General features: G+C 71.9%; 7 protein-coding genes. 3 read left to right on the forward strand and 4 right to left on the reverse strand.

The window, feature by feature from the left end:
- Positions 1 to 22 precede the first annotated feature (22 nt).
- The 3 genes from AMYBE_RS0113720 to AMYBE_RS0113730 are packed head-to-tail and all read left to right on the forward strand — an operon-like array spanning position 23 to position 2,499.
- Positions 23 to 667, forward strand: a complete 645-nt coding sequence (locus AMYBE_RS0113720; RefSeq protein WP_020659960.1) for a class II aldolase/adducin family protein — start codon at positions 23 to 25, stop codon at positions 665 to 667.
- A complete protein-coding gene (locus tag AMYBE_RS41635) occupies positions 664 to 1,650 on the forward strand; it encodes a carbohydrate kinase family protein (protein WP_020659961.1) in 987 nt (328 codons plus the stop codon). Before AMYBE_RS0113720 ends, AMYBE_RS41635 begins: the two co-directional genes overlap by 4 nt.
- A 33-nt stretch (positions 1,651 to 1,683) precedes the next feature.
- Positions 1,684 to 2,499, forward strand: a complete 816-nt coding sequence (locus AMYBE_RS0113730) for an IclR family transcriptional regulator (RefSeq protein ID WP_020659962.1) — start codon at positions 1,684 to 1,686, stop codon at positions 2,497 to 2,499.
- Positions 2,500 to 2,604: 105 nt separating this feature from the next.
- On the opposite strand, the gene AMYBE_RS0113735 is transcribed toward AMYBE_RS0113730, so the two are convergent.
- The 4 genes from AMYBE_RS0113735 to AMYBE_RS43355 all read right to left on the reverse strand — a co-directional run bounded on the left by AMYBE_RS0113735 (position 2,605) and on the right by AMYBE_RS43355 (position 13,486).
- The gene (locus AMYBE_RS0113735; RefSeq protein ID WP_020659963.1) at positions 2,605 to 3,174 is read right to left on the reverse strand and encodes a hypothetical protein; all 570 of its coding nucleotides are present in this window, start codon (positions 3,172 to 3,174) and stop codon (positions 2,605 to 2,607) included.
- A gap of 264 nt (positions 3,175 to 3,438) precedes the next feature.
- The gene (locus AMYBE_RS0113740) at positions 3,439 to 4,608 is read right to left on the reverse strand and encodes a cytochrome P450 (RefSeq protein WP_020659964.1); all 1,170 of its coding nucleotides are present in this window, start codon (positions 4,606 to 4,608) and stop codon (positions 3,439 to 3,441) included.
- Complete coding sequence (locus AMYBE_RS41640; RefSeq protein ID WP_020659965.1) at positions 4,605 to 8,948, reverse strand: type I polyketide synthase; 4,344 nt, start codon at positions 8,946 to 8,948, stop codon at positions 4,605 to 4,607. Before AMYBE_RS41640 ends, AMYBE_RS0113740 begins: the two co-directional genes overlap by 4 nt.
- Positions 8,945 to 13,486 (reverse strand): SDR family NAD(P)-dependent oxidoreductase, encoded by a 4,542-nt coding sequence (locus tag AMYBE_RS43355; RefSeq protein WP_154676196.1) that lies wholly within the window; start codon positions 13,484 to 13,486, stop codon positions 8,945 to 8,947. The genes AMYBE_RS41640 and AMYBE_RS43355 overlap by 4 nt, the downstream gene beginning before the upstream one ends.
- Positions 13,487 to 13,690: the final 204 nt, after the last annotated feature.

A 13,690-nucleotide genomic window follows, 5' to 3' on the forward strand; every position in this document is an offset into this window, starting at 1 on the left:
CAGTCCCCGCCGGCGGCGTCCGGTGAACCCCGGCCTCGAACCGGCCCGCCAGCAGGTCGCCGAAGCCGGGCGCCGCCTGGTCGCCGACGGACTCGTCATCGGAACCGCGGGCAACGTCAGCGTTCGCTTCGGCGACCTGGTCGCCATTTCCCCTTCGGGCATCCCCTACCACCGGGTGAACGCGGACGACGTGTGCATAGTCGACCTGAGCGGCGCCCCGCTTCCTGGCCTGGACACCCCGCCGCCCTCGTCCGAGACGCCGATGCACCTGGCCATCTACGCGCATACCGGGGCCGGCTCGGTCGTGCACCATCACGGGCTGGCCAGCGCGACGGTGTCCGCCGTGGTCGACGAACTGCCCCCGCTGCACTACTACGCGCTGCAGCTCGGCGGCCCCACTCGCGTCGCCGAGTACGCCACGTTCGGCACTGAGGAGCTGGCGAACTCAGTCAACGCCGCGCTCGAAGACCGCACCGCGGCGCTGATGCAGAACCACGGCGCGGTGGCCTACGGAGACACCCTCGACAGCGCCTATCACCGGGCCCAGCTGCTCGAGTGGCTGGCCTCCCTGCACATCCAGGCGCACAGCCTCGGCAAGCCGCGAGTCCTCACCCCGGTCGAGCTCGAGGACGTCACCCGCCGCAAGAACGAAAGGGCGCCGCGATGACCCCCAAGGTCGTGTGCCTGGGAGCGCATATCTTCGACGTGCTCGGCCGGCCGGTCTCGGCGATCCCGCCCGGGCAGGGCCGGCTCGCCCTCGACGAAATCAAGGTGACCGCGGCGGGCACCGCCGGGGGCACCGCGGTCGACCTGGCGAAGCTGGGCGCCGAAGTCACCAGCATGGGCGCCATCGGCGACGACACCGCCGGCCGGGTCGTCCGGATGCTGATCGAGGAGCACGGCGTCACCGACCGGCTGGCGGTCAAACCCGGCCGGACGACCCCGTCGTCGATCCTGCCGATCAGGCCGAACGGCGAACGGCCGTCCCTGCACGCCGCCGGCGCGATGGACGCGCTTACCGCCGACGACGTCGACTGGGACCTCGTCGCCGCGGCCGATGTCCTGCACATCGGGGGCCCGGACGCACTCGGAGACTTCACGACGTCGGTCCTGCCCGGGCTGCTCCAATTCGCCCGCGAACACGACACGATCACCACGATGGACCTGCTCCGGACCACGACCGCGCCGGATCTCTTCGACCTCCTCAAGCCGGCCTGGCAGCACACGCAGTACCTGCTGCCCAACGACGACCAGCTCCGCGCCCTCGCCGGCACCGGCGACCTGCGCCGCGGCGCCGAGCTGATCCGCGCCCAGGGAGTCGACGTCGTCGTGGCGACCCGCGGCGGAGACGGCTCGCTCGTGGTCGGCGACCGGCTCGCCGAAGAGGTACCCGCCTTCTCGGTCCCGGTGGTGGACACCACCGGCTGCGGGGACGCGTACTCCGCGGGCTTCATCATCGGTTTGTGTCGCGACTGGGACCTGCTGTCCGCGGCCCGGCTCGGCACCGCGTCCTCGGCTTTGGTCGCTCAGGGACTGGGCTCCGACGCCGGGATCGTGGACCTGGACGGCACGTTACGCTTCTGGTTTGAACGGTCCGCCGAGGTGGGCGGCGCGGCCCCGGCCGGGTCGGCGACAGCTTCCGGCACGTGAGCGCGTTTCCGAGGGCGAGGGAGGTCACCGATCGTGGTCGGCCGTGACGAGATCGAGAACAACGAGAAGGCTGGCGCCGGCCCGGTCCGCGTGCTGGTCAAAGCGATGGCCGTGCTCGAGCTGCTCGCCGAAGCCACCGACGAGATGCCCCTTGGCGACATCGCGGCCCGGCTCGACATGAACAAGAGCACCTGCCATCGCATCCTGACCACGCTGGCCGCGGGCGACTTCGTCGAACGGCCGTCGGCGGGCTCGTACCGGCTGGGAGTCGGTGCGTTCCGGATCGGCAGCGCGATGGCCCGGCGGATGAGCATCCGCGACCGGGCGCTGCCCGCGATGCGCGACGTCTTCCGCAAGACCGGAGAGACGATCTTCCTGACCGTGCTGCGCGGGGACGAGGGTCTCTGCCTCGAACGTCTCGACGGCCGCTATGCGGCCACCCACACCTTGCGCGTCGGCGGGACGTTGCCGCTGCATTTGGGCGCCGGCCCGCGGCTGCTGCTCGCGAATCTGCCCGACGACCAGCTGGACGCCTACCTGAACGGGCCGTTCCAGCGGCGCATCGGCAGTCAGCCGACCGAAGCTCAGGTGCGGGAACAGATCGAGCAGATCCGGGCGGACGACTACTCGGTCAGCCGGGACGACGTCGAGGAGGGCGTCACCGCGCTCAGCGTTCCGGTGCGCGACCATCTCGGCAAGGTGGTCGCGGCGCTGAGCATCAGCGGCCTGTCCTCCCACCTGCCCGAGACCGAACGGCCGATCCAGCTCCGCTATCTCAAGGAGGCCGCGGCGGAGGTCTCGCACGCGATGGGCTACCGCGAGACGCTGCCCGAGCGCTCCGCGATCTGACTCGCCCGGCCGGGTCTCGTCGGCGATCGGCACGGTCGGACTGCCTCGCACCACCCGGCCGGCCAAGCTCTCCCGGCCGGGCGGTGCCGATGACGACGCAGCCGGTCAGGTCAGTTCTCCCTTCGCGGCGCGGCCGAGGCGGATCGCCGAGAGGAGGAAGAAGATGCCGCCGAGGACGGCGTAACCGGCCACCGAGGACAGCGCCGGGTTGGCCGCGGAGGCGCTGACGACGAAGTTGGCGCCGGCCAGCACGGAGATCCCGCCGCTGAGGATCATCGGCCACTGGCCGCCCATCCTGCGCCGGGCGACGGCGACGATCAGCTGGACCAGACCAGCCACGATCGCCCAGGAGCCCCACACTCGCAGGACCGCTGGAATGCCGGAAGCCGCCGCGAGGCCCAACCCCAGAGCGGCGAGCGAGCTGATCGCCATGTTCGCGTAGAGACCGCGAATCGAGCCGGCTCCCTTGGCGGACCAAGCGTCCGCGACGGCCGCGGCCACGTCGAACAGCGGGTACCCGACGATCAGGACGACGCCGGCCGCACCCAGACCCGACTTGGTGGTCAGGAAGACCGCGACCGCCCACCCGACGGCGAACGCGAAGCGCACGAAGTACAACCGGCGCAGCGCCGGAGCGAACTCTTCTCCAACGGGCGAGTCGACAGCAGTCACCATGATCCCTCCACGATCTCGGAGAACCCTCCACAAGAACGAACGTTCTATCTCCCATCAGCCTGGCAAGGCCGCCGAGGAGCGTCAAGGCGGAACGTTCTATCGAAGGTCTTACGGATCCGGAACGGAGCTACGCCCCCACCGTCCCATTGCGGCGAAGTAGCGATCGGGTTCTCGCGAGACGACTGGCCCGCCCGCGGTACGCGCGTGTGGCCGGGCGGGCGCGCACGGAAGTTCCTTTGCCGACTGCGCCTGCCGCCGGTCGCCTCAGTAGAGCTCGGCAGTGTCCGGAACGAACCGCACCGGCAGCGTGCTGTAGCCGGTCAGGAAATTGGAGTGGATGCGGCTCGGTTCGCCGACGATTTCGAATCCGGTGGCGTACTGGCGGAGCGCGGACAGCAGCTCGGCGATCTCGATCCGCGCCAACTGGGCCCCGACGCAGTAGTGCGGGCCGTAACCGAAGGCGAGGTGTTTGTTCGGACTGCGGCGGAGGTCGAAGCGGTCCGGGTCGGCGAAGACGGCTTCGTCGCGGTTCGCGGAACTGTGCCACAGGGTGACGATGTCGCCGGCGACGATGGCGTGGCCGGCTATTTCGGTGTCGGCGACGGCGGTGCGGCCGAAGTGCATCGCGGGCGTCGACCAGCGCAGAACCTCGTCGGTCGCGGCGGGCAGCGTGGCTTCCCCGTTGCGCAGCAGGTGCCATTGCGACGGGTGTGCGGCGAGGGCTCGAACGGCCTCGATCATGGACAGGCGGCTGGTCTCGTCGCCGCCGATGATCAGGCTGTAGCAGTTCAGGACGATTTCTTCGGTGGACAGTCCGGTGGCGGCCAGCGCACTGAGGACGTCGTCGGCCGGGGTGGTGCGCCGCTGCGCCAGCAGATCGGTGAAGTAGGCCAGGATCTCGTTGCGGGCCAGGGACGATTCCAGCTCGTCGGAGTCGCGGTCGTCGGAGCTGAGGGCGCGTTTCGTTCGGGTCAGCAGGAAATCGTGGTCAGGGTCGGGGACGCCCAGCAGGTGCCCGACGGTGGTGATGGGGATCCGGCCGGCGATGTCGGCGGCGAAGTCGCAGTCGCCGCGGGATACCGCGTCGACGACCAGGATGCGGGTGGTGCGGCGGACCCGGCGGGTGAGGCGCTCCAGGGCGTCCGGGGTGAAGGCGCGTTGCAGGATTTGCCGGAGTTCGCGGTGCCGCGGGCCGTCGGTGACAGCGAGCATGCGGCCGGCCGCCGAGTCTCCCCCGGCCAGCAGGGTGACCAGGACGTTGCCGCGTTCGGAGGTGTAGCGGGCGGCGTCGCGGTAGACGGCGAGGACGTCCGCGTGCCGGGACACGACCCAGAAGCCGTGCGGTTCGTGGCGGTAGACGGGGTTGTGCGCGCGGGTGGAGCGCCAGAACTCGGTGAGGTCGGACTCGAAGGTGCGCGGGTCGGCCAGGTTCATCGCAACGCGGTCAGCTCGTCGGCCAGTGCGCGGATCGTGGAGTGGTCGAACAAGGTTGCGGCGGGCAGGTCGACGTCCAGCTGTTCGCGGAGCCGGGCGAGCAGCTGGGTGGCCTGCAGCGAGTTGCCGCCGAGTTCGAAGAAGTCGCTGTCGAGCTCGAGGCCGGGCACGCCCAGGGTTTCCTCCCACAGCTGCAGCAGGGTCCGTTCCAGGTCGGTCGCCTCGGCGAGGTCGTGGCGCACCACGGGAGCGAGGTGTTCGACCGGCGCCGGGGCGGGCGAGGGTGCCATCCGCTGGGCGGCTTCGCGGCCGACCTCGGCGAGGCCGCGCGGGGCGGCGATCACCTGCGGGCCGAGGCGGGCGGCGAGGATCCGCCAGAGCAGGTCGAGCCCTTCGCCGGTGCGGAGGTAATTGCTGTGCGGATCGCCGGAGGCGAGCATGCCGGTCTCGCTCCAGGCGTCCCAGTTGACCGACACTGTGTGCCTCGGCCCGGGCGGGCTGGCGTGGGCGAACGCGTCGAGGTAGGCGTTGGCGGCGAGGTAGTCGGCCTGGCCGTAGTAAGTCGGGACGAGCGCGGTGACCGAGGAGAACAGCACGAGGAAGTCCGGGTCCTGGCCGAAAACGCGGTCCAGGACCCGGGTTCCGGTGATCTTCGGGGCGAGCACGGCTTCGACGTCCTCGCGGCGGCGGACCGCCATCATGCCGCCGCCGGGGCTGCCCGCGGCGTGGAAGATGCCGTCGATCCGGCCGCAGCTGTCGCGGATCGCACGCATGGCCTGTTCGTCGGCGACATCGGCGACCCGCACGAGGACGGAGCCGCCGAGGTCTTCGATCCCGGTGAAACGCCTGATGGTCTGCTTCCGGATCGGACACGGGCCTTCGGCGAGGTAGCTGTCCCAGTCGGGCCGGTCGGGGAAACTGGACCGGCCGACCAGGACGAGCCGGGCCCGGACCAGGCGGGCGAGGTCCTCGGCGAGCGCCAGTCCGATGCCGCCGAGTCCGCCGGTGATCAGATAGGTACCGCGTTCGCGCAGCAACGCCGGCAGGGTGTGCGGCGGGCTGCTCGGCAGGGGCCGGATCTCGCGGACCCAGCGGCGACGGCCGCGCAGCGCGACCTGGTCGTCCGCGGCGGCGAGTTCGGCGAGCACCTGCCGCGCCTCGGCGGGCATCGCGAGGTCGACGACGCGGCTGGACAGGTTCGGGATCTCCTTGTTGAGCATGTGGTGCGGTCCCAGGACGGTCGCCTTCGCCGGGGTGACCGGGTCGGTGCCGGTGACCTCGTGCAGGCCCGTGGTGAGGATCGTCAGCGCGATCGGGACGGAGATCTGCCGACGGGCCAAGGTCCGGCCGAGCGCGAGCAGGCTGTGCAAGCCGTGTTCGAGGCTGTCTTGGTCGAGCAGCCAGGCATGCACGATGCGGCGGGGCGCGAGTCCGGCCGCGGCGAGGTCGGTGAGCAGCTGGTCGTAGTCCGCGGGGTCGGAGGGGCACACCGTGTACCGGCCGGGGGCACGGCGGGCGAACGCGGCGCCGGGTTCGGCTCGGACCACGGTGGCACCGGTGCGGCGCAGCTCGTCGAGGACGCGGTCGACGACCGGCGAGCCCGCGGTGAAGACGAGCCATGGCTCGCCGGGGGTTACGCCGACGCTGGTCTGGTCGAGGGGTTGTTCGGCCCAGGTGGGCAGTTCGAGCGGCGTGGTCTCGGCCGGTGGTTCGGCGGAGGTGAGCGGGACGCCGTACATGCCCGCCAGCGGCGGGCGTCCCGGGTCCGGGTCGACCCAGGCACGAACGCGTTGGTACGGGTAGCCGGGCAGCGGCACACGGCGGCGGTTCTCCCCCGCCCAGAACGTGTCCCAGTCCGGTTCGACCCCGGCGGACCAGAGGGTGCCGAGCGCGCGCAGCAGCAGGTCGGCGTCGGTGCGTTTGTCGGCGCGGTGCCGCATGGAGGACACGATCGCCGGGGCGGACCCGGTTCTGGCCTCGCGCCAGTGCAGGCGCGCGATGGTCGACAGCGCACCGCCGGGACCGACTTCGAGCAGGGCGTGCGCTCCGTTGTCCCACAACGTGTCCAGGGCTTCGGCGAACCGAACTGGCTGCCGCAGTTGCCGGACCAAGTATTCCGGGTCGCGGGCCTGATCGGCGGTCAGCCAGTCGCCGGTGACGCTCGAGACGACGGGGATTTCCGGAGCGCGCAGCTCGATGTCCGCGAGCGCGTCACGGAACTTCGGGAGGATCGGGTCCATCAGCGCGGAATGGAACGCGTGGTCGACCGGGAGCGGGACGCAGCGGATTCCCCTGTCGGTCAACTGGTTTCGGAGCTGCTCCACGAGGTGCGACGGTCCGGACGCGACGGCGTTGCGGGCGCTGTTGACCGCGGCGATCGACAGGTCTTCCGGCAGTTCGGCGCGGAGTGCGTCCTCGGGAAGCGGGACGGCGAGCATTGCGCCGGGGGCGGTGCTCGCCATGAGCTCGCCGCGCAGGACGACCAGCTTGGCGGCGTCTTCGAGGCTGAAGCACCCCGCGACACAGGCGGCAGCGTATTCGCCGACGCTGTGTCCGGCGAGGGCTCGGGGCCGTACGCCCCAGTGCGTCCAGAGCCGGGCGAGGGCGTACTCCACGGCGAACAGCGCGGGTTGGGCGAGGTCCGTGCCGCGCAAGGCTTCCTGATGCAGGTCGATGCCGAGCAGCTCGGCGCAGCGGTCGAGTTCGCGGCGGAACACCGGTTCGCGTTCGTAGAGTTCGCGGCCCATTCCGGCATACTGTTCGCCTTGCCCGGGGAACAGGAAGGCGACCGCCGGTGGCCGCCGCGGAGCCGGTGCGCGACTGTCGGCGGCTAGGTCTTCCAGCCGTAGAGCCAGATTCTCGCCGGGTGCCGCTACCAGGGTGCGGCGGTGGGCGTGTGCGGCCCGGCCGCGGTGGAGCGTGTGGGCGAGGTCGGCGACGTCCAAGTCCGGGTTGTCGCGCACGGTCACCGCGAGCGCGCGGACGGCGGCGTTCGCGGCGGCCTCGGTCCGCCCGGAGACGGTGATCAGCTGACGGGGACGCGCGGTCGGTTCGGCGGCAACAGCCGGGGCTTGGGTGAGCACGACATGGGCGTTGGTGCCGCCGATGCCGAAGGAACTGACGCCTGCCGCCCGGCGAGCCTGCGTCCAGTCACGAAGTTCGGTGTTGACGAAGCAGGGGCTGGACTCGAAGCCGACGTCCGGGTTGGGTTCGGCGAAACCGGCGCTCGCCGGAATCTGTCCGTTGTGGACGGCCAGCGCGGTCTTGATCAGGCCCGCGACCCCGGCCGCCGACCCGAGGTGGCCGATGTTGCCCTTGACCGAGCCGATCGGGACGGGGCCGCAGCCGGCCAGCACAGTGGTCAGCGCCTCGACCTCGATCGGGTCGCCGACCGGGGTGCCGGTGCCGTGGCATTCGACGTAGCCGAGATCGGCCGCGGCGAGCCCGGCGCGGGCGAGCGCGGTCTGCACCAGCTCGACCTGGCCGGCGATGCCGGGCGAAGTGAAGGTGAACCGGCGAGACCCGTCGTTGTTCACCGCGGACCCGCCGATCACCGCGTAGACGTGGTCGCGGTCGGCGACAGCGTCGGCGAGGCGTTTCAGTGCGACCACGCCCGCGCCGGAGCCGAAGACGGTTCCGTCCGCGGCCGCGTCGAAGGGCCGGCAGCGACCGGCGCGGGACACGATGGCGCCCTCGTGCCAGAGGTAGCCGTGGCCGTAGGGCAGCTGGACGTCGGCGGCTCCGGCGAGCGCGAGGTCGCAGTCGCCCTGCCGCAGCGATTGGGCGGCCAGGTGCACCGCTACGAGGGCCGAGGAGCATGCGGTGGCTACCGCCAGGCTGGGACCGTCGAGGCCGAGGCGGTGCGAGACGTTCGTGGCCAAGTAGTCGTTTTCGTTGCCGACGCTCCATTCCAGGGACGCGAGCGCGGCGCGGGCGTCCGGGTCGCGGCTGACGTGCAGGGCACCGTAGAGGTTCGGGGCGGCGGAGCCGAACACACCGGCCCGGCCGGGTACGCGACCGGTGTCGTAACCCGCGTTCTGGAGCGCGGCGTGCGCGCATTCGAGGAACAGCCGGTGCTGCGGGTCCGTGGCCCGGGCCAGCTCCGGCCGGTAGCCGAACAGATCCGCGTCGAACCCGGCCAGGTCGTCCACGAGCGCGGCGGCCCGGACGTAGTCGGGGTCGGCGATCCGGGTGGGCGGCACTCCGGCCTCGCGGAGCTCCTCCTCGGTGCGCAGGGCGATCGATTCGACGCCGCCGCGGAGGTTCTCCCAGAACCGCGTCACCTCGCCCGCGCCGGGGAAACGGCAGGCCATGCCGACGATCGCGATCTGGTCGCTCATCGTGCTCCTCGGTCGGTCAGGGTGGCCGCGATGGTGCGCACTGTGGCGGATTCGAACAACGCGCCCGAGCTCAGGGCGATGCCGTAGCGCTGCTCGATCTGGTCCACGATGTGCACGGCGGCGAGCGAACTGCCGCCCACGTCGAAGAAGTCGTCGTCGAGGCCGATGTCGGGGTTGCCGAGCAGGTCCGTCCACAGTTGACGGACGACCTCGACGACCGGCCGCCCGGCCGGTGTCGGCGGCGGGGCGGGCTCGGCGGCCGCGGGCTCCGGTGCGGACGGAGCGCCCGCGTGGTCGACGATCACTGCCGGGGGCAGGTCCCGGCCGAGGAGGTCGAGGAAGATCCGCGCGCCCTCCGCTGGGTCGAGCTGGGGGTCGCGCGGTAGCCGGGGATCACGCGGTGCCGTCGCCGCGCTGGTCCGGCTGAAGTCGGCGCGGGGTACTGCTCGGAAGGTCAGCGAGCGGATCGCGACGAGGTGTTCGCCGGTTGTGGTGTCGTGGAGGTCGACGTCGACCACGCGGGTGGTGCTGGTCTGTTCGCGCAGCCGGGAGTGGGCCGTGACGCGGCCGGTGAGCCGGTCGAAGACGGTCACCGAGCGGTACCGGAACGGCACGAACACCGCTTCGGCCGTGGTGTCGATCAGCGCCGAGGCCGCGACGTCGAGCAGCGCCGGGTGCAGGAGGTGCGCGCGCAGGTCGGCGTGGAACTTTTCGGGCAGTTCGAGTTCGACGACCGCCGAGTTCCCGTCGCGCCGCCTCCGGACCTCGCTCTCCCAGCGCGGGCCGAACCCGAAGCCGGGCCCGGCCGCCGCCGTGGGCTGGTGCGGGACCGCGGCCGGCAGCGACCGGTCGGCGAGTTCGGGTTCGGCATCGGGGACTTCGATCAGCCCCTCGGCGTGCTCGGTCCACTCCCCTGGTCCCCGCACCGGTGCCGCTCGCAGGCGGAAGCGGTGCCCGCCGGGGGCGGCGGAGACGGCGACTTCCACGACATGGGGTTCGGTGACCGGCAAGGAACGCAGGATCAGCGTGTCGCGCAGACCGACCGGCGAGGTGTCCGGCAGGAGGGCGAGTTCCCGCGCGGCGGTGACGACGAAGTCCAGCATCGCCGTGGCGGGCAGCACCGGCACGTCGCCGAACCGGTGCTCGTCGAGCTGCCAGGTCTGTCCCGGGGTGAGCACGAAGCGGCGGCCGGGAACGTCGGTCATGCCGGTCCGTTCCCATCCGGGCCACGCGATCGACAACGTGCGGGGGTGGCGGAGCCGGTGCTGCGCGGCGTGGGCGTTGAGGAAGGCGTTGGCCGCGGCGTAGTCGGCGCTGCCGCGGAGGCCGGACACCCCGGCGTGGCTGGAGAAGTACGCGAGGAAGTCGAGCTCCTCGCCGGCCAGAGCGTGTTCGAGGGCGAGGGTGCCGTGCACTTTCGCCCGCAGCACTCTGTCCACATCGGATCGTGAGCGGCGTTCGATCAGGCCGCCGCCCGCGACTCCGGCGGCGTGGACGACTCCGTGCGGGCCTCGGCCGAACGTGCGCTCGACCTCGGCGAGGGCACCGCGCAGGGCCTCGGGGTCGGTCACGTCGGCCGCGATCACCGCGACGGTGGCGCCGGCGGCCTCGAGCTGCTCGACCTCCGGGCCGCCGACGGCGGAGCGGCCGAGCAGGGCCAGCCGCGGGCGGAGCCCAGTGCCGGCCAGTGCCCGCGCGATGACGAGGCCCACTCCCCCGAGGCCGCCGGTGATCAGGTAGATCCCGTTCTCTCGCAACGAACGCGGTTCGGCGGGAGGGTCGTCGACCGGGACGATGCCGGGCAGCCAGCGGGTGCGGCCGCGCAGGGCCACCTGGGGTGCGGTCAGGGTGGCGAGTTCGGCGGCCAGTGCGGAAGCCGCCGCGACGGGGCCGACGTCGATCAGCACGCAGCGCAGGCCGGGGATCTCCCGCTCGACGGTGCGGGCGAAGGCGGGCAGCATCGAGCGGGCGGGGTTGAGCGGTTCGGCACCGGTCAGGTCGACCGCGTTCCGGAGCAGGATCGCGAGGGTTGCCGGAGCCGGTCGGTCGCGGACCTGCTTCGCCAGGGTCTGCACGCAGGCGAGCAAGCTGTAGAGGCCGGTTTCCAGCTGTGCCTCGACGCTGTCCTCCTCGGCGACCGCGAGAGCGTGGACGATCAGATCCGGCGCGGCGGTATCGCGCAATGCCTCGACGGCGGGCAGTTCGGTAGCGTGATACCCGGCCGCGACTACGGAATCCGTTATCCATGGGGCGTTCTCGGGTCGGAGCACCAGCGCTCGTGCGCCTCGCACCGTGGTCTCCGGCACCTCGCCGCCGGGTTGCCAGCGCTCGTGCAGCAACGTCCAGCCAGCCGCCTCGGGCTGCTCGGCGGCGGTGGCGGTGGCGGTGGCGGGGCCGTGGTAGGCGACCCAGTGCCGCCGCCGCTGGTAGGGATAGCCCGGCACGGGGATCCGGCGGGCGGCGCGCGGGCCGCGGCGGCGCCAGTCGATGGCCTGCCCGTGGACCCACAGGGTGGCCAAGACGTCGTTCAGGCTGTGGTCGGAAAGAACCGGCAGGACGCCGGCGGACCCGGTGCCGGGGCCGATCCGCACCGTCAGGTCTGCGGCAGGTTCCGTCCTTTGCGGACCAGCCGCGCCGATCAGCACGCGCTCGGCGAGTCGCCGCGAGATCTCGCCCTCGCTGAAAGCCTGCGCGGCCAGGGTTCCGACACCGTCTCCGGACACGCTGTCCGGTCGCACTCCCCAGCGGGTCAGGCAAGTCGCCATCGCGTACTGGAGGACGAACAGGGTCGCGCGGGCGAGGTCGGGCGCGACGTCCACTCCCGCGAGCCATGGCGTGCGTAGTTGCCCGGCAAAGGGTTCGACTGCTGCGAATGCGCTGTCGCAGGCGTCGCGGAAGTCGGGCTCGGCGCCGTAGCGACCGGTCGCCAGGCCCGGCCGCCACGCCGACTCGTCCGGGAAGTACCAGCCCACGCTGCGGGGGCGGCCGTCCGAGCTGAGCACCCCGGACGCCAGCTGCGCGACGACCTGCTCGCGGTCGCGCCCCACCACCGCCGAACGCACGGACCGCGCGGTCCGGCCGACCTGGAGCGTGTGGGCCGCGGCGGCGAACCAAGCCGGTTCGAGCTCGGTGAAGTAGCCGCGGAGGCGGTCGCGGAGCTGCGCCTCGGCCGTGCGGTCGTCGGCGGACCAGACGATGACCTGCTCTCTGTGCTCCGGCGGCCCAGGCTCTGCTGGCGGTGCCTCTTCCAGGATCACGTGTGCGTTCGTGCCGCCGATGCCGAACGAGTTGACGCAAGCGCGGCGGACCGAGCCCGGCTGGCGGGGCCACGGCCGGGACTCGGTGAGCACCTCGAACGGCGAGCCGGCGAGGCCGAGTTCCGGGTTGACCGCGTCCACGTTGATGCTCGCGGGCAGCCGCTCGTGGTGAAGAGCGAGGACAGTCTTGATCACGCCCGCTACGCCGGCCGCGGCGCCGAGGTGGCCGACGTTGGACTTCACCGAGCCGAGCAGGCAAGAGCCCGGCGGCAGCGATTGCCCGGCGAGCGCCTGGAACGCCTGGGTCATGGCAGCGACCTCGGTGCGGTCGCCGATGGCCGTTCCGGTGCCGTGCGCCTCGAAGTAGGAGATCGTGCGCGGGTCGATCCCGGCCGCGGTGAACGCGGCGGTGATGCAGTCGGCCTGGCCGTCGGCGCTCGGCGCGGTGAAGCCGGTGCCCCGTCCGCCGTCGTTGTTGACCATCGACCCGCGCACTACCGCGTGGACGGGGTCGCCGTCGGACAGCGCTGCGGAGAGCCGCTTGAGGACGATCGCGCCGACCCCGTCGCCGAAGTTCGTGCCGGTCGCCGAGCGCGCGAAGGGGCGGCACGAGCCGTCCGCCGAGTTGACCCCGCCGGGCACGTGCAGGAATCCGCGTTCGCTCTGCGGGTCGACCATCGAACCGCCGACGAGCGCGAGTTCGCAGTCGCCGGCGAGCAGCGCCTGGCGGGCGAGGTGCAGCGCGACCAGCGAAGTAGAGCAGGCGGTGCGCACCGTCAGGGTCGGCCCGGTCAGCCCGAGCCGCTGCGCGACGCTCGCGGCGAAGTAGTCGGGATCGTTGTTGAAGTCCACGGCGAGCTGGCCGACCGAGCGCAGCAGGCGGGCGTCCGGCTCCACGTGCTCGCTCGCGTACCGGTTGCTGCCCGCGCCGGCGAAAACGCCGATCCGGCCGGGGAAGTCGGCGGGCACCTGTCCGGAATGCTCCAGCGCGGCGTGGCCGACCTCGAGGAACACCCGGAACTGGGGATCGCGGATCTCGGCTTCCCTCGGGGTGAGGCCGAAGAACGCGGCGTCGAAGTCGTAGGGCGCGTCGATGCGGGGACGCCGGCGCACGTAGCCGGGCATGGCCAGGCGCTTCGGGTCTTCCCCGGCGCGCAGGATCTGATCGTCGGAAAGGGCGCTCATGCAATCGCGTCCGTCGAGGAGATTCCGCCAGAATTCTCCGAGATCATTCGAACCCGGAAACCGGACCGCCATCCCGACCACGGCGATCGGCTCCATCTCCACCCCTCACCATTTTCCCTCTCGACGGATACGCGCAGTGCAGCACACTTCCCGGCACACCGGCCAGCATTTCGGACAGAGCCGAAGCGAACCGCGCACACGGCGACGACGCTGGTCAGAACTTGACCAATCCCGGCGGCGGCCGAAAGAATGCGGGCACATCTCGGCCCCGCTCGGGCTCGCTGGCTTCGGGAGTTGCTC

This window comes from Amycolatopsis benzoatilytica AK 16/65, from assembly GCF_000383915.1.
Lineage (GTDB): Bacteria > Actinomycetota > Actinomycetes > Mycobacteriales > Pseudonocardiaceae > Amycolatopsis > Amycolatopsis benzoatilytica.

Excerpts from the sequence above, each read along its gene's own strand:
- AMYBE_RS41635 (WP_020659961.1), top strand. The coding sequence starts at position 664 with ATGACCCCCAAGGTCGTGTGCCTGGGAGCGCATATCTTCGACGTGCTC.
- AMYBE_RS0113735 (WP_020659963.1), bottom strand. The coding sequence starts at position 3,174 with ATGGTGACTGCTGTCGACTCGCCCGTTGGAGAAGAGTTCGCTCCGGCG.
- AMYBE_RS0113740 (WP_020659964.1), bottom strand. The coding sequence starts at position 4,608 with ATGAACCTGGCCGACCCGCGCACCTTCGAGTCCGACCTCACCGAGTTC.
- AMYBE_RS43355 (WP_154676196.1), bottom strand. The coding sequence starts at position 13,486 with ATGGAGCCGATCGCCGTGGTCGGGATGGCGGTCCGGTTTCCGGGTTCG.
- AMYBE_RS41640 (WP_020659965.1), bottom strand. The coding sequence starts at position 8,948 with ATGAGCGACCAGATCGCGATCGTCGGCATGGCCTGCCGTTTCCCCGGC.